The organism is Salmonella sp. SAL00672 (assembly GCF_046552175.1).
GTDB lineage: Bacteria > Pseudomonadota > Gammaproteobacteria > Enterobacterales > Enterobacteriaceae > Salmonella > Salmonella enterica.
The window spans coordinates 549,739-563,931 of the sequence record NZ_JBGDUQ010000002.1 but is presented as its reverse complement, the minus strand read 5'-3'; the positions used below and the strand labels follow the sequence as shown (position 1 = coordinate 563,931).

Annotated in this window: 15 protein-coding genes; 3 read left to right on the top strand and 12 right to left on the bottom strand. The window is 42.2% G+C overall.

Going from position 1 to position 14,193, the window contains the following annotated elements; all coding sequences use genetic code 11:
* Window positions 1-8: 8 nt before the first annotated feature.
* The 10 genes from avrA to prgH all read right to left on the bottom strand — a co-directional run bounded on the left by avrA (window position 9) and on the right by prgH (window position 7,631).
* Window positions 9-917 (bottom strand): type III secretion system YopJ family effector AvrA, encoded by a 909-nt coding sequence (avrA, locus tag ACLJTG_RS08495; RefSeq protein WP_077910613.1) that lies wholly within the window; start codon window positions 915-917, stop codon window positions 9-11.
* A gap of 160 nt (window positions 918-1,077) precedes the next feature.
* Complete coding sequence (sprB, locus tag ACLJTG_RS08490) at window positions 1,078-1,833, bottom strand: transcriptional regulator SprB (protein WP_198898162.1); 756 nt, start codon at window positions 1,831-1,833, stop codon at window positions 1,078-1,080.
* A 384-nt stretch (window positions 1,834-2,217) separates the two neighbouring features.
* Window positions 2,218-3,105 (bottom strand): invasion transcriptional regulator HilC, encoded by an 888-nt coding sequence (gene hilC / locus ACLJTG_RS08485; protein WP_000243999.1) that lies wholly within the window; start codon window positions 3,103-3,105, stop codon window positions 2,218-2,220.
* Between the two features lie 344 nt (window positions 3,106-3,449).
* Window positions 3,450-3,902 carry a type III secretion system effector protein OrgC gene (locus ACLJTG_RS08480; protein ID WP_000612179.1) on the bottom strand — a complete coding sequence of 151 codons (453 nt, stop codon included), beginning with the start codon at window positions 3,900-3,902 and terminating at the stop codon, window positions 3,450-3,452.
* A complete protein-coding gene (gene orgB, locus ACLJTG_RS08475) occupies window positions 3,899-4,579 on the bottom strand; it encodes a type III secretion system linker protein OrgB (RefSeq protein ID WP_000916654.1) in 681 nt (226 codons plus the stop codon). The genes ACLJTG_RS08480 and orgB overlap by 4 nt, the downstream gene beginning before the upstream one ends.
* Window positions 4,536-5,135 (bottom strand): oxygen-regulated invasion protein OrgA, encoded by a 600-nt coding sequence (orgA, locus tag ACLJTG_RS08470; protein ID WP_001574876.1) that lies wholly within the window; start codon window positions 5,133-5,135, stop codon window positions 4,536-4,538. The genes orgB and orgA overlap by 44 nt, the downstream gene beginning before the upstream one ends.
* Complete coding sequence (prgK, locus tag ACLJTG_RS08465; RefSeq protein ID WP_001626400.1) at window positions 5,107-5,865, bottom strand: type III secretion system inner membrane ring lipoprotein PrgK; 759 nt, start codon at window positions 5,863-5,865, stop codon at window positions 5,107-5,109. The genes orgA and prgK overlap by 29 nt, the downstream gene beginning before the upstream one ends.
* On the bottom strand, window positions 5,862-6,167 hold the full coding sequence (prgJ, locus tag ACLJTG_RS08460) for a type III secretion system inner rod protein PrgJ (RefSeq protein ID WP_000020431.1): 306 nt from the start codon (window positions 6,165-6,167) through the stop codon (window positions 5,862-5,864). The genes prgK and prgJ overlap by 4 nt, the downstream gene beginning before the upstream one ends.
* A gap of 18 nt (window positions 6,168-6,185) precedes the next feature.
* Window positions 6,186-6,428, bottom strand: a complete 243-nt coding sequence (gene prgI / locus ACLJTG_RS08455; RefSeq protein ID WP_000235228.1) for a type III secretion system needle filament protein PrgI — start codon at window positions 6,426-6,428, stop codon at window positions 6,186-6,188.
* A gap of 24 nt (window positions 6,429-6,452) precedes the next feature.
* Window positions 6,453-7,631, bottom strand: a complete 1,179-nt coding sequence (prgH, locus tag ACLJTG_RS08450; RefSeq protein WP_000450199.1) for a type III secretion system inner membrane ring protein PrgH — start codon at window positions 7,629-7,631, stop codon at window positions 6,453-6,455.
* 315 nt (window positions 7,632-7,946) lie between these two features.
* Between prgH and hilD the strand changes: the two genes are divergently transcribed.
* The 3 genes from hilD (at window position 7,947) to iagB (ending at window position 12,128) form a co-directional block, all read left to right on the top strand.
* On the top strand, window positions 7,947-8,876 hold the full coding sequence (gene hilD / locus ACLJTG_RS08445; protein ID WP_000432699.1) for a transcriptional regulator HilD: 930 nt from the start codon (window positions 7,947-7,949) through the stop codon (window positions 8,874-8,876).
* A 1,090-nt stretch (window positions 8,877-9,966) separates the two neighbouring features.
* Window positions 9,967-11,628 (top strand): transcriptional regulator HilA, encoded by a 1,662-nt coding sequence (gene hilA, locus ACLJTG_RS08440; protein ID WP_001120085.1) that lies wholly within the window; start codon window positions 9,967-9,969, stop codon window positions 11,626-11,628.
* A gap of 17 nt (window positions 11,629-11,645) precedes the next feature.
* Window positions 11,646-12,128 (top strand): SPI-1 type III secretion system invasion protein IagB, encoded by a 483-nt coding sequence (gene iagB, locus ACLJTG_RS08435; RefSeq protein ID WP_000558927.1) that lies wholly within the window; start codon window positions 11,646-11,648, stop codon window positions 12,126-12,128.
* Between the two features lie 53 nt (window positions 12,129-12,181).
* Here the strand turns inward: iagB and sptP are convergent, their stop codons facing one another.
* On the bottom strand, window positions 12,182-13,813 hold the full coding sequence (sptP, locus tag ACLJTG_RS08430) for an SPI-1 type III secretion system effector GTPase-activating protein SptP (protein ID WP_198898163.1): 1,632 nt from the start codon (window positions 13,811-13,813) through the stop codon (window positions 12,182-12,184).
* On the bottom strand, window positions 13,800-14,192 hold the full coding sequence (gene sicP, locus ACLJTG_RS08425) for a chaperone SicP (RefSeq protein WP_001147851.1): 393 nt from the start codon (window positions 14,190-14,192) through the stop codon (window positions 13,800-13,802). The genes sptP and sicP overlap by 14 nt, the downstream gene beginning before the upstream one ends.
* Window position 14,193: the final 1 nt, after the last annotated feature.

Genomic DNA, 14,193 nt, shown 5'->3' with positions numbered 1-14,193 from the left:
TAATTTCATTACGGTTTAAGTAAAGACTTATATTCAGCTATCCTTTTTTTATGAGCGGATATAGAGAGTTTTTTATCGTTTAGCATAACGGCATTGTTATCGAATCGCTCATAAAGCGTTTCATTCTTTTTGTTTACTATACTGCTTCCCGCCGCCGGATTGGCCTGCACATATTCATTTAATCGTTGTACGCCTTGAGTATGTTTGTAAAAACTCACCGGCAGATAACGGTCTGCTTTATCGGACGGGAGAAAAGGTTCTTCACCACACAGACGTTCACAAATATTATCTTCATGAATTTTTACTAAGTTCATAAATTCAAGCTGAAGTTTTTTGGCGAGCGCCAGGCTAAAAATACCGCATTCAGAAGAGCTTCGTTGAATGTCCAGCTCGACCATAGCAAAATAACAATCAGGCAGTTGTTCACGTTCAAGAGCTGCTTTGGTCCTCAACGCCAGTAAAGCAGGTCCAAAAGCGCTACACGCTGCTGGCTCGAACAAAATCACCGATGTCTTTCCGTCCATAACTCTAAAATCGACGACTGAAATATGGATACCTGAACTTCCCATATTTACGAGAAATCGGGCAGATTCAACGCCTTCCATTCTGGTCTCCTTTATAGAGGAAACAAGCTCATGGACTGACATAACAAATTTAAGATTTAACTCTGGATACTTCTTATTGGCCTGTGCAACAAGAAAAGGCATCATTTCGATATCGGTTTCCTCGTAACTGATATGAATCCAGCTGCCATCTATAATTTCACTTTCCAGACGCTCAACAATACAGGTCAATGCTTCGGTGTTTAGCTCCCCGCTGACGTCAGGCTGAGGCGATAAACTCGCCCCCATATTACGAGTCGTAGGACTTAGCATACTTTTCCCTCCACATGATAGCTCCTGCACCGAAAATATCATCTTTAACTTTTCAGATTCAATATATTGCCTGCAAAAATATGCCTCAATGATTGAGCCAGGCTACCAACCACCTCCGGATGATTATATATAAGAATTACTACTCAAAAAATCTTTTTTATAATAAAAGCTCAACACATGGTCATAAATGATAAAAAATATTTTAATTCATTCCTACCGCAATCGGTAACGCGCAATTATCGTCAGGTACACCAAGGTTATGTGCAAAAGCAGTGCGCTGTAAATGCGCGTCTAGTTTCAGTCCCCGGAACAGCGATAGCGGTGAAGAGTCCATCCCCAAACGATACATAACCTTCTTACGATAAATACTGACGGTTTTTGTTCCCAGCCCAAATTTTTTCGCCAGTTCAATTGCCGGATGTCCGGAGGATAATAATATCAGCAGCGCATATTTCGCCTGCGTGACACCGGGAGGTAGATTCCACCAGGCGTATTGATTGATATTAAACAATACCTCTTCCGGCGTCTCGCCGGCATTAAAAGCATACGTAGCAGCCACGGTTTTCTTTTGTGGCCTGTGGCAGAAACGCAGCCAGGCTTCCGGAAGACGAAGCTTCTCTCGATCCGAGCGGATAGCGCAGGATAGTTCGTCTTTTAAAACATAATCCATAACGCCAAAATATTGCAGCACACAGCGATCGATATAATACAAGCGATCTGCCACTACCAAAACTTTACGGTTCTGCAACCGCGTCAGCAACGCATGAAAAAGATAAACATGCTCATGCGGGTTCAAAGCTAAAATCAGCCCGGCGTCCGGCATATCGGATAGAGAATGCAAAAGTGCAGTTAATGAGTTACACGTTTTAACGCACTTTTCCGGATATTTTTGCTTAAAAATAGACTGTAGGGCATAACAATTAGTCCAGTTAATACCGTATATAATTACATTTCTCATTTATTTATCCTTTTTTGAAAACTGACCACAGCTTCGGTAATGATTTTTCTTCCTGGGCGACTACTGCGCAAGTAGATAACGCCTTCTTACTACAAAGGTAATAAGACCAGATACGTTATTACATGCGCAATGTCGTTACCGAAATGAATTCCTTTTACAAATCTGATAATGATTAAATTTGCTGTTTTACTTTACTGTAATCTCTTAGAGTACAACGATTGCCCGGCGCCTGGTGGCCATGTATGTCTGACAATGAACGCTTTCGATTCCCTTTCATTAACTACATATCACTGGTGTAGCGATACTGAAATATACACTACGATTAAAAAAATATTTGGTATCTGTAACGCAAACAGATAGTAACGTTTAAAATAATTTCACAAATCAATGGTTCATTGTACGCATAAAGCTAAGCGGTGTAATCTTAAAATGCCGTTTAAAAATAGCGATAAAATAAGAAGGCGTATCATAGCCACACATCGTCGCGACTTGTGAAATATTTCCAGCCCCCATACGTAATAATTTTATAGCCTGATTCATACGAGCATCCAGGTATATTTTGCTAAAACTCACCTCTTCAGCGGCCAGTTTTCGCTTCAGACTTGATACGCTCATAAACAGCTTTCCTGCCACCTCAGCCTGTGACCATTTGCGGGTGAGATCGCTGATAATAATGTTATAAACTTTCTCTTTTGTCGTAATTTTTATTGCTCGCTCAAGGAAATCAAACCCACCGGGCTTACGTACAAATGCCGATATAAGATACATCAATGAGAAATATGAATAATCATGATCATCAATACTCACATTACTACAAACCCGTGGACATGCCACACCATGCAAAATAGAGTCAAAAGTATCACTCATCCCTGGCAACAAGTCCGCATGAAAAAAATACTTTGGTTTCGTTTTTAATGATAGCTCTCGATCATTATAGTTTCTTGTACTGTAAAAAACTTTGTAGAATTTTTGCATTAAGTCATAGGAAACTTCCAGTGAAGAAAAATCAATATGCCCTTCTATTTCGCTCATACTAAGCGTGATTGTTTGATCTTTTTCCAATAAAAATAAACACGGCGCAGATCGTTCGATGAACTCCCCAAATTCGTTTTCAATTCGCAAACTGCCTTTATTAAGTTTAAACAATAAGCAGTTTGCGACATAATAGTCTCTTACGTCAGCTAATCCATTTATTAATGGAAATTTGTTCGGCTGTTGAAGGTGATTATTGCTAATGGCCTCAACTGATTTATTCATTGAAGGCAATACCATATTTTATCCTGTGTGCTATAAGGAACTCAAAATCGTTATATTCTTATAAACAAATAATTAAAACTCACAGAGATGATTTAAATCCGATTTTTTTATTATTATAGCCAATAATTACATTCCAACGCGCGTTCATTTCGTCACAAAAAGATACCCTTACAAACTTTATGCACAATTTTGTAATGAAAGCTTACAATATTAATATAATCATTTCAGAATAAAACGGCTGGCAAACATCTTAATAATCCATATACATCAATAAGATAGACACACTGGCATGGTGCATTTTCTGCATTATTTGCTGATATATACACCATACCTTATCACAAATCGCCAGCAATGGGGGTTCACCAGTCAATTGCCTCTTTGTTTTCCCCGCCCGATAAAATAATCTCCTGCATCCAGGAGGTCATTTGTGACTGTGCATTCATTGTACCAACTAATACCCCGTTTAAAGCCTCATATAAATGGGTGCCCGGTTCAACTTTTGCTAACATGTTTTGTAGCATAGCCGTTTGCTGCTCAAAAGAAACAAAAGCCGAATCACCACTGTTAGGATCTTTGAAGGCATTCATCTCTTGATAAATGCTATCTTTAAGCGTTTCAGAAGAGGCTGACTCAGGAAGCGCCAAAAGTCGTTGGTAGAATGCATCATAAAGATCAACGTCGCCGCCATTGCTTAAAGGCGCGCTATCCACATTATTCAGCATAGCGGCCCTGGCACTCAACGAAACCACACCCGTCGCTTCAGTATCTGCTGTCGGGACCAAATAAGAAGTCGGAATCGTACCCGGTATCACCTTATAACCTCCGCTTGCGTTTTTGTCTTCCATTCATCAATAAGTGCGTTAATGGCGTTATCAGAAATTGTCCGGCAGTCTTGTGGAAGTTCATCAAGATGATGCTTAATGACGCCTACTGCCGTTTCAACAAATTGTTCAGGTGAAAATTCTGCGATCTGATCGCCGCAACTCATGATAAAGCGCTGTTCCTGATGATATTTAAGATTAAAAGTGCCTGGCCAGTTCTCCATAAGCAACACCATCAGTTTTTGGTGATCTTTTTTCGCATTAACTGGCAGTGTTAAAAAAAGTTGCCCCTCAGGCTTATCGAAATCCCTTAGCCACTCATCCAGGACGGTTAAAAGCGTTTCGGGATGGTCGACCGCAGCTGAAAATAACTCGCGGGCATAAATCTGTATTTTTTCCATCCACTTCCAGGCCATTGTCTGATTATCAGTAAGATAAGCGGCGACCTGCTGTAACGCGTCTATCATTCCCTGCTCGTAACCTTCCTGATAGGCGTACATCCGCAAGGTCTTTGCCTCTTCTTCCGCCTCTCGCAAAATACGCTTAGCCCGTTGATGCGCCTGCTGTTCTAATCTTTCAATAGAGAAATAACGTTCCAGCGTTTTACGCTTTATCAGTATCCCCTCAACAGGCGAAAGCGGGGACGGTATTGGGATATTTTTGAGCATATTGTAAGGCCAGTAGCAAAATTGACATTTCTACAGCATCCTGCTTCAATGCCTCCTCAATAAATGGAGGAAAAAGCAAAGGAAAACGCTGTGCTAAAGATTCAGGTAAAAATTCATTTAGGGCATTTAACTGTGCATACCCGACGCTAAGTAAAAACCGGTGATTCGGCGCCTTATTGCAGACAGATAAACTTGTTCCCTGATGCATTGCCAAAAATGCTTGCGCCCAATCCGGCAGGCCAAGCAAGGCTCCCTGCCTTGCCAGATCGGCTCTCAGTTTATGGCAACCGAGTAAATACGCTACTTGCGGCAGTCGGCGCCACTGACGCAGCCACAGCTGCGTCAGTGAGTTTTGAATACACTCCTTTTCTCCGTTCTTAAGCCGCCATGCCGCCAGTATTAACTCATTTGCCGCCGCCCTGGCGGCGGGTCTGACAATCATTTCCGGCGCTATCTGCAACCGCTGAGGATGGATATACGATAACGGATCAAAAATGATTCTTTGCCAGATAATGGGTAATGGCTGCCTATTCATTTGACGATTTCGCCTTATCATCAGCCGTTATGCCTTTCTTATTGCGGGCATAATGGTTTTTGTAATACCAGACGCCAAAGCCTGCTGACATCACGGATAACAAAATAATCAACACAATCCAACTGGTTGCAAAAGAATTACGTTTTACTGGTGTGCCGGGAGCCTGTAATTGGGCATCAGAACGTTCTGACAACACAACAGAAATGTTGTCATAATCCACATCGGCAAAACTATTCTTTAAGAAACGCTTGATATCGCTGATCTGATGCGCAAGCGGCGAACCTCGTTCATATACGGCTAATGCCGACAGATGAACAGGTTTTGGCGGGCGGCCATTTTCACCAGCATCAATATCATAACTAATATGGACCCTGGCGGAGAGCACGCCCTCCATCGTCTGTAATGACTGTTCCAGTCGCTGTTCAATAGCCGAATATAACCTGGCCTTTTCAGCTCGCGGAGACGATACCAGCGAATCCGCCGGGAACATCTGCGCTATTTCCACCCGTGGCCGGGGAGGAAGCTGATAAGTTTTAACCCAGTACACCGCAGCGGTAAAATCAGGCTCAGCAACGGTAATGCTATAGCCCAATTTTCCGCTATCAATTTTATTCGCCTCTATATTGTGCATTTGCAGAACGGCAATGACCTCATTAGCCTGTTCCTGGTCCAGTCCTTTTAAAAGATCCTTATCCTTACAGCCGGCAAGGGTCATTACCAGCAGAAAAGTATATAGATATCGACGAATCATGAGCGTAATAGCGTTTCAACAGCCCCGACTCCTTTACGAGTAAGGGTACTGACCATAGAAACATACAGGTTATAATCTGAAATCATCTCTTGCGAAATAGCCAGCTCTTTAGGATCCGTCACCAAATTAGGGTCCTCAATCCTGTTGGTAATCGTCTGTTTATCCACAGCCGTGGCAATCGCCGAACCAGAAAAAGCCTGGAGTAGCCGGTCATCCAGCGAGACAATGTCCGTTTCCATAGACCTGATATTGACCGCCTGCCCTATAACGGCATTCTCAGGGACAATAGTTGCAATCGACATAATCCACCTTATAACTGATTAACGGAAGTTCTGAATAATGGCAGCATCAATATCCTTAAAGACTTTTACCGTGTTCGATTGCGCGTTACGGTACAAGTTATATTCCGAGAGCTTACTCTGATACGCCGCCAGTAGCGCCGGATCGGAGGGTTTTGCTGCTAATTTATCCAGCGCCTCTGTTACCTGCGTTTGTAGATTATCAACGCCCGTATCAAATTTTGCTGAGACGTCATCCAGATAGCCTGACCAAGGTGTTGCCATAATGACTTCCTTATTTGCGTTAAATTAAAGTGGGCTTGGGAAATACCAATGGCCTGGGCTCATTTTGATATAACCTTCCGCCCCGTACTGAAATGAGCGCCCCTTGAGCCAGTCATCTTTTAATTCGATCGCAAACTGCACATAGCGTCCTCCCCATGTGCGGTAATAGCTATCGACAAATTGACGGGCTCTGAGTATTTCTACATCATCGAGCGCCCCCTGAATAACAAACGTTACGCCCCCCTTATGATTCCTGCGGGAATAAGGTAACGCCTGCTGTTTTAGCCCCGCTTCCGCCTGGCCTGCTGCGGTAACATCGTCCATCAACGTGATGTTAACCGAATCCGCGTAAGGCATTAGCGCTCTCAGCTTTTGACTTAACACCTCGAGCTCTTTCTTGCTCATCGTGTTTCGCTGGCGGCTTAGCCAGAAAACGGGTTTACGCGGCTCATCGAAATGAATCCGATAATAAGCCAGCTGCGGATAATAGGTATCCAGCCAGATAGAGATACGCTTATTTTCTTCGTTTTCGTTAATCACTCGCGCATTTTTATCATAATCGCCCCTCGCTAAAACCTGACGAGCCCACAACGTATCTCTTTCATTTTGCGCAGCGACATAGAGCATTTTGTCCCGGCCTGGCAACACCTGAAAACGCTCCTTCTCCTGCCCCAATAACGAATCGAGCTCTGCGGCCTGCCGCTGCGGCGAGTTAAGTATCCATAACGTCCCCACAGTCCCAATTCCCAATATAAAAAACCCGGCCAGTGCTGCTACAATTCCGTTTTTAAAACGCGGCTCGTTCTTTTTTGCAGACGTTTCTAACTTCTCAGGCTGCTCGGGCACCCACGGCTCGCTTTCCGGGCGAATCAGGATAAGCAATTCACCGACCTGTATTGGCGTATTTAATTGCACCGAACGAGATTCAGAATTTCCTTCTTTCAGCTCATGGAGTATAATTTCGGTCGTATCCGTATCCACCTGGATTTCAAAATTTACTCCGCCATGGTCCAGCGGGATAAAAAAGCTATCGGCAGGTATATCAGGGAGTTGGCCTGAAGCAGTGAGCGCATCACTCTGACCTACCACAAAGAGTGTTCGGCCTGTCAGCAATGGAAACTCACAGCCGTTCAGTGAGCTGTTAAGTAATCGAACTATGTATGGCCCAGGGCTTGTTATCGTCTTCTCTTTTGATGTTTCCATATATACTGTTAGCGATGTCTGTCGTTCTCGATAGCAGCAGATTACCGCACAGGACACAGGGATTCCTGATGAAAATAGAATGAAAAGTGAGAAATAAAATCAATTTATTCTGTATAATGCGTCTCAACACATATTAAAAGAACCATCATCCCCATTGGGGCTTAAACTACTGTAGATAAATTACCCAAATTTGGGTTCTTTTGGTGTAACAATCAGACCATTGCCAACACACGCTAATAAAGAGCATTTACAACTCAGATTTTTTCAGTAGGATACCAGTAAGGAACATTAAAATAACATCAACAAAGGGATAATATGGAAAATGTAACCTTTGTAAGTAATAGTCATCAGCGTCCTGCCGCAGATAACTTACAGAAATTAAAATCACTTTTGACAAATACCCGGCAGCAAATTAAAAGTCAGACTCAGCAGGTTACCATCAAAAATCTTTATGTAAGCAGTTTCACTTTAGTTTGCTTTCGGAGCGGTAAACTGACGATTAGCAATAATCACGATACGATTTACTGTGACGAACCTGGGATGTTGGTGCTCAAAAAAGAGCAGGTAGTTAACGTGACGCTTGAAGAGGTCAATGGCCACATGGATTTCGATATACTCGAGATACCGACGCAACGACTTGGCGCTCTCTATGCACTTATCCCAAACGAGCAGCAAACCAAAATGGCGGTACCCACAGAGAAAGCGCAGAAAATCTTCTATACGCCTGACTTTCCTGCCAGAAGAGAGGTATTTGAACATCTGAAAACGGCGTTCTCCTGTACGAAGGATACAAGCAAAGGTTGCAGTAACTGTAACAACAAAAGTTGTATTGAAAATGAAGAGTTAATTCCTTATTTTCTGCTGTTCCTGCTTACTGCTTTTCTCCGACTCCCGGAGAGTTATGAGATCATCCTTAGCTCGGCTCAGATAACGTTAAAGGAGCGCGTTTACAACATTATATCTTCGTCACCCAGTAGACAGTGGAAGCTTACGGATGTTGCCGATCATATATTTATGAGTACGTCAACGCTCAAACGGAAACTTGCAGAAGAAGGTACCAGCTTTAGCGACATCTACTTATCGGCAAGAATGAATCAGGCAGCAAAACTTTTACGCATAGGCAACCATAATGTTAATGCTGTAGCATTAAAATGTGGTTATGATAGCACGTCCTACTTCATTCAATGTTTCAAAAAATATTTTAAAACTACGCCATCGACATTCATAAAAATGGCGAACCATTAACATTTTTTGTATCTGTCACTTAAGTAAAGATTTTTATTAAAATTGTAATAATTTAAAATTCAGACTGCGCATTAACACGCTCTATCAGGATGGGAGGCTATTCAATATCATTGTTCTGTCCGGAAGACAGCTTATACTGATATCTCTGGTAATTTAAAGTAAGGCTGATTATATAACACGATTTTTGTGAACCTGTCATCGCTATGATGACTGGTAAAACGATATTGCCTTATTCACAGCGTAAGAATTCGTCCAGATGACACTATCTCCTTCCGGCTTTAACCCTGTGGATTAAGGCCGGCATTTTATTCATATTTATACATCATCCGTTCCCTCTGAGAACTATTTGCCTGAACGGTTTATACCGAAACAGTCACGCTTGTTAGCTTTCTGCCAGGCATACCTCCTCTCTTCCTCCTGATATCGATATAATGCCTGGGGCCAGCCTGAGGATGATACTGCTCATAAACCCCCTGCCTTTTTGACGCTATAGCTGAAGGGAGTAAAGAAAAGACGATATCATTATTTTGCAAAAAAATATAAAAATAAGCGCACCATTATAAACAGTCTTTCATTTATATTTTGGAACCTAAGACAAATTACACTCTTAAACTTTCAACGAATGGTCATTTAGTGGAAATCTTCGAGAAAAATGGTTCTGATGGTGTAATTATCAGACCATTAACCATGAAGATATAATAAGCAGCATTTACACCCAAAAAAAATGCAGTAAGATAGCTACAAAACTAATCTCTATTGCAATGAGGCCAAGTTAAATATGTAAATATTTAGATGCCCGGCGCTGACTCTCTCTGCACCAGGATATACGGCAGCGTCCATTCGATAATCACAGTTAGTTATAACAATATTATTACCAACATGTCAGTTATTTAAAGCACAGGCATAAGCTAAATAATCAAATGTTAAAAACATATAAACCCGAGCCCGTAGAATATGACATTAAGCTCATAATAAAAGCTCAACCTGACCGTTAGTACTAACAGCAGAATTACTGAAACAGTAGATTCTATCCTAACGACTTGTATTAGTTATTATAACTTTTCACCCTGTAAGAGAATACACTATTATCATGCCACATTTTAATCCTGTTCCTGTATCGAATAAAAAATTCGTCTTTGATGATTTCATACTCAACATGGACGGCTCCCTGCTACGCTCAGAAAAGAAAGTCAATATTCCGCCAAAAGAATATGCCGTTCTGGTCATCCTGCTCGAAGCCGCCGGCGAGATTGTGAGTAAAAACACCTTACTGGACCAGGTATGGGGCGACGCGGAAGTTAACGAAGAATCTCTTACCCGCTGTATTTATGCCTTACGACGTATTCTGTCGGAAGATAAAGAGCATCGTTACATTGAAACACTGTACGGACAGGGCTATCGGTTTAATCGTCCGGTCGTAGTGGTGTCTCCGCCAGCGCCGCAACCTACGACTCATACATTGGCGATACTTCCTTTTCAGATGCAGGATCAGGTTCAATCCGAGAGTCTGCATTACTCTATCGTGAAGGGATTATCGCAGTATGCGCCCTTTGGCCTGAGCGTGCTGCCGGTGACCATTACGAAGAACTGCCGCAGTGTTAAGGATATTCTTGAGCTCATGGATCAATTACGCCCCGATTATTATATCTCCGGGCAGATGATACCCGATGGTAATGATAATATTGTACAGATTGAGATAGTTCGGGTTAAAGGTTATCACCTGCTGCACCAGGAAAGCATTAAGTTGATAGAACACCAACCCGCTTCTCTCTTGCAAAACAAAATTGCGAATCTTTTGCTCAGATGTATTCCCGGACTTCGCTGGGACACAAAGCAGATTAGCGAGCTAAATTCGATTGACAGTACTATGGTTTACTTACGCGGTAAGCATGAGTTAAATCAATACACCCCCTATAGCTTACAGCAAGCGCTTAAATTGCTGACTCAATGCGTTAACATGTCGCCAAACAGCATTGCGCCTTACTGTGCGCTGGCAGAATGCTACCTCAGCATGGCGCAAATGGGGATTTTTGATAAACAAAACGCTATGATCAAAGCTAAAGAACATGCGATTAAGGCGACAGAGCTGGACCACAATAATCCACAAGCTTTAGGATTACTGGGGCTAATTAATACGATTCACTCAGAATACATCGTCGGGAGTTTGCTATTCAAACAAGCTAACTTACTTTCGCCCATTTCTGCAGATATTAAATATTATTATGGCTGGAATCTTTTCATGGCTGGTCAGTTGGAGGAGGCCTTACAAACGATTAACGAGTGTTTAAAATTGGACCCAACGCGCGCAGCCGCAGGGATCACTAAGCTGTGGATTACCTATTATCATACCGGTATTGATGATGCTATACGTTTAGGCGATGAATTACGCTCACAACACCTGCAGGATAATCCAATATTATTAAGTATGCAGGTTATGTTTCTTTCGCTTAAAGGTAAACATGAACTGGCACGAAAATTAACTAAAGAAATATCCACGCAGGAAATAACAGGACTTATTGCTGTTAATCTTCTTTACGCTGAATATTGTCAGAATAGTGAGCGTGCCTTACCGACGATAAGAGAATTTCTGGAAAGTGAACAGCGTATAGATAATAATCCGGGATTATTACCGTTAGTGCTGGTTGCCCACGGCGAAGCTATTGCCGAGAAAATGTGGAATAAATTTAAAAACGAAGACAATATTTGGTTCAAAAGATGGAAACAGGATCCCCGCTTGATTAAATTACGGTAAAATCTGAGAGAGGAGATATGCATTATTTTTTTATCATCGTAATCTGGTTGCTTAGCATAAATACGGCATGGGCTGATTGCTGGCTTCAGGCTGAAAAAATGTTCAATATTGAATCCGAACTACTTTACGCTATCGCCCAGCAGGAATCGGCGATGAAACCTGGCGCCATTGGCCATAACCGAGATGGTTCAACCGATCTTGGCCTGATGCAAATTAACAGCTTCCATATGAAAAGGCTGAAAAAAATGGGGATTAGTGAAAAACAGTTGTTACAGGATCCCTGCATTTCTGTCATTGTGGGCGCATCCATTTTATCAGATATGATGAAAATCTACGGTTATAGCTGGGAGGCCGTTGGCGCTTATAATGCCGGGACGTCTCCGAAACGATCGGATATAAGGAAGCGTTATGCTAAAAAAATTTGGGAGAATTATAGAAAATTAAAAGAGATGTCAGCAGAAGAGAAAAACAAAAGACTTTCTATCGCGGTAAACAAATAATTATACAGAAATAGCTTACTTTCAGATAGTTCTAAAAGTAAGCTATGTTTTTATCAGCTTGCCGTCGTCATAAGCAACTGGGCTTGCATTGCTTTTAGTTGTACAAACTGTGAGGCGTCTTCCAGCATTCTATTGTTCCGTGAATTCCGGAAATCTGCACGTACCTGCTCCAGATTACTATGAGGATTATCCTTAAGTACAAGGGCCGCCGCCATCGTTCCGGTTCTCCCCACTCCGCCCAGACAATGAATCATCGGTAAATGCTTATCTGATGAACTACGCCCCGGCGCGCCATTTTGGTTACTATTTTTCACCCTATCCGCCAGGTATTCTAACTGCTCCGTAGACGGTAACGGCTGGTGATCTGGCCAATTTTTCACATGCAATACCGGGATTGTATACCGCTTTTCCCCGCAGGACAGTTGCATATTGTATTGGTCTATCGCTTCTCCCTGACTGGCTGAGCTCACTTTTTGGCTGTTGGTATGCACCTCGCCAAAGGTGTAGCTCCCTCTGAAATAGGCTGGTAATTGTTTTGCCTGCATCTGATCTTCCGACGTTAACACCACCAGGCATGAGCATTCTTTTTCAAGAAGCATTTTCATATGCGCTTCCAGCGCATCCGGCGTATTTTTTGGGTACGAACCGGCTAATGCCACAGGCTTACCGTCAAAAGTTAACGTATTCACTGGCACAGGCATTCCATCGCTCAGTTTCACCTGGGTTTGCTGATTAATTGGAATGCTGCTGACCGCAAACCGTGCCAGGCCCAGTGTCGGTCCGCTCATCGTCTGTGGCATTGGCGCGCCGGCTTCTATTTTCTCAAGTTCAGCTGTAACATTTTTCAGTTCTTTAGCAATAACGTGAATTTTTTTTACAGCCTGGGTTAATTCATGAGTAGAGGCTTTATCAATCCACCTCTCAACCTCTCCTCCACAGGTTCCCCATTGTGAGAACCGGGCTACACCGACCTGAATATTTGTTAACGTTGTAACATAATCATTAAGTTGTTTAGCCTCTGGAATTTTATTTAAATTCTGTAAATTCGTCATTAATGAACGCAGCGGGCCGTTACCTGAAGCCATCTCCTGGAAGTTTTCTCGCAGGCTATTTCCATCCATTTGTTCCAGTTGCGGTAATGTTCTTTTAAGTCCCTTTAGCGCGATATCGAGTAAAGGTTGCTTACTTTCTGCTCCAACATCGTTATTTTTTTCTGCCACTTTTGTATCGCCGCCTTTTATGACTAAAGCGGCATTCCTGACACCAACATTATCCTTGCTCTTAATAAGGTTTATAAACCCTTCGTCAGCAGCTTTTACACACTCCGTGATCTGCACTGCTAAACGTTGGGTAAGGGGTTTGTTCATATTTATACGGGACATTAACAGTGCGTCATTAACCGCTGTTTCCCCATATTTTTCCGTTAGTGCCTGGAGAAATGTCTGTAAAATCTTTTGGTCCTGTACTCTGATATTTTCCGTATGTTTTTGCACCACTTCAGTGTTTTTAAATAACGGCATTTTTCCAAGCCAGGTTAATACTTTTGACGAAAGTTTTTCAGGCGCAACATATGCCTTGTCAGTATTTTCCTTAGCAATATAAAGTCGGGCATCATTCGACACACCAACTTTTGAAAACGAAGACAACGTTAAATTATTCAATTTTCTCTCCTCATACTTTAGCATATTCCTGCAGTATGTTTTTGAGCGCTTCCTGCTGATTCACAAATGACTCAAGCTGCGATATAATATGGTAAGTATTTGTCAGATCGGTAATTGCATGTATAAACAACAACGTCTCTGCAGCATCAATATACGCTAACGTACCTTCATTATTCGCAGCCAGTTCACCATTAATCACCATAATCTGCCGCCAGATAGAATCGCCACAAACAGGCGATAACGGTATAATCATACCGTTCAATAACCAGATATCATCTTTAGCTTCAATAGACGTAAAAATATCGCTATCGAGTAGTAATAAGCACTGATTGTTGTCGTCAAAAGTGAGCGGTAAACCCAATTTCTCACCAATATTAGCGATAATATCCTGGTGTGCTTGCAAT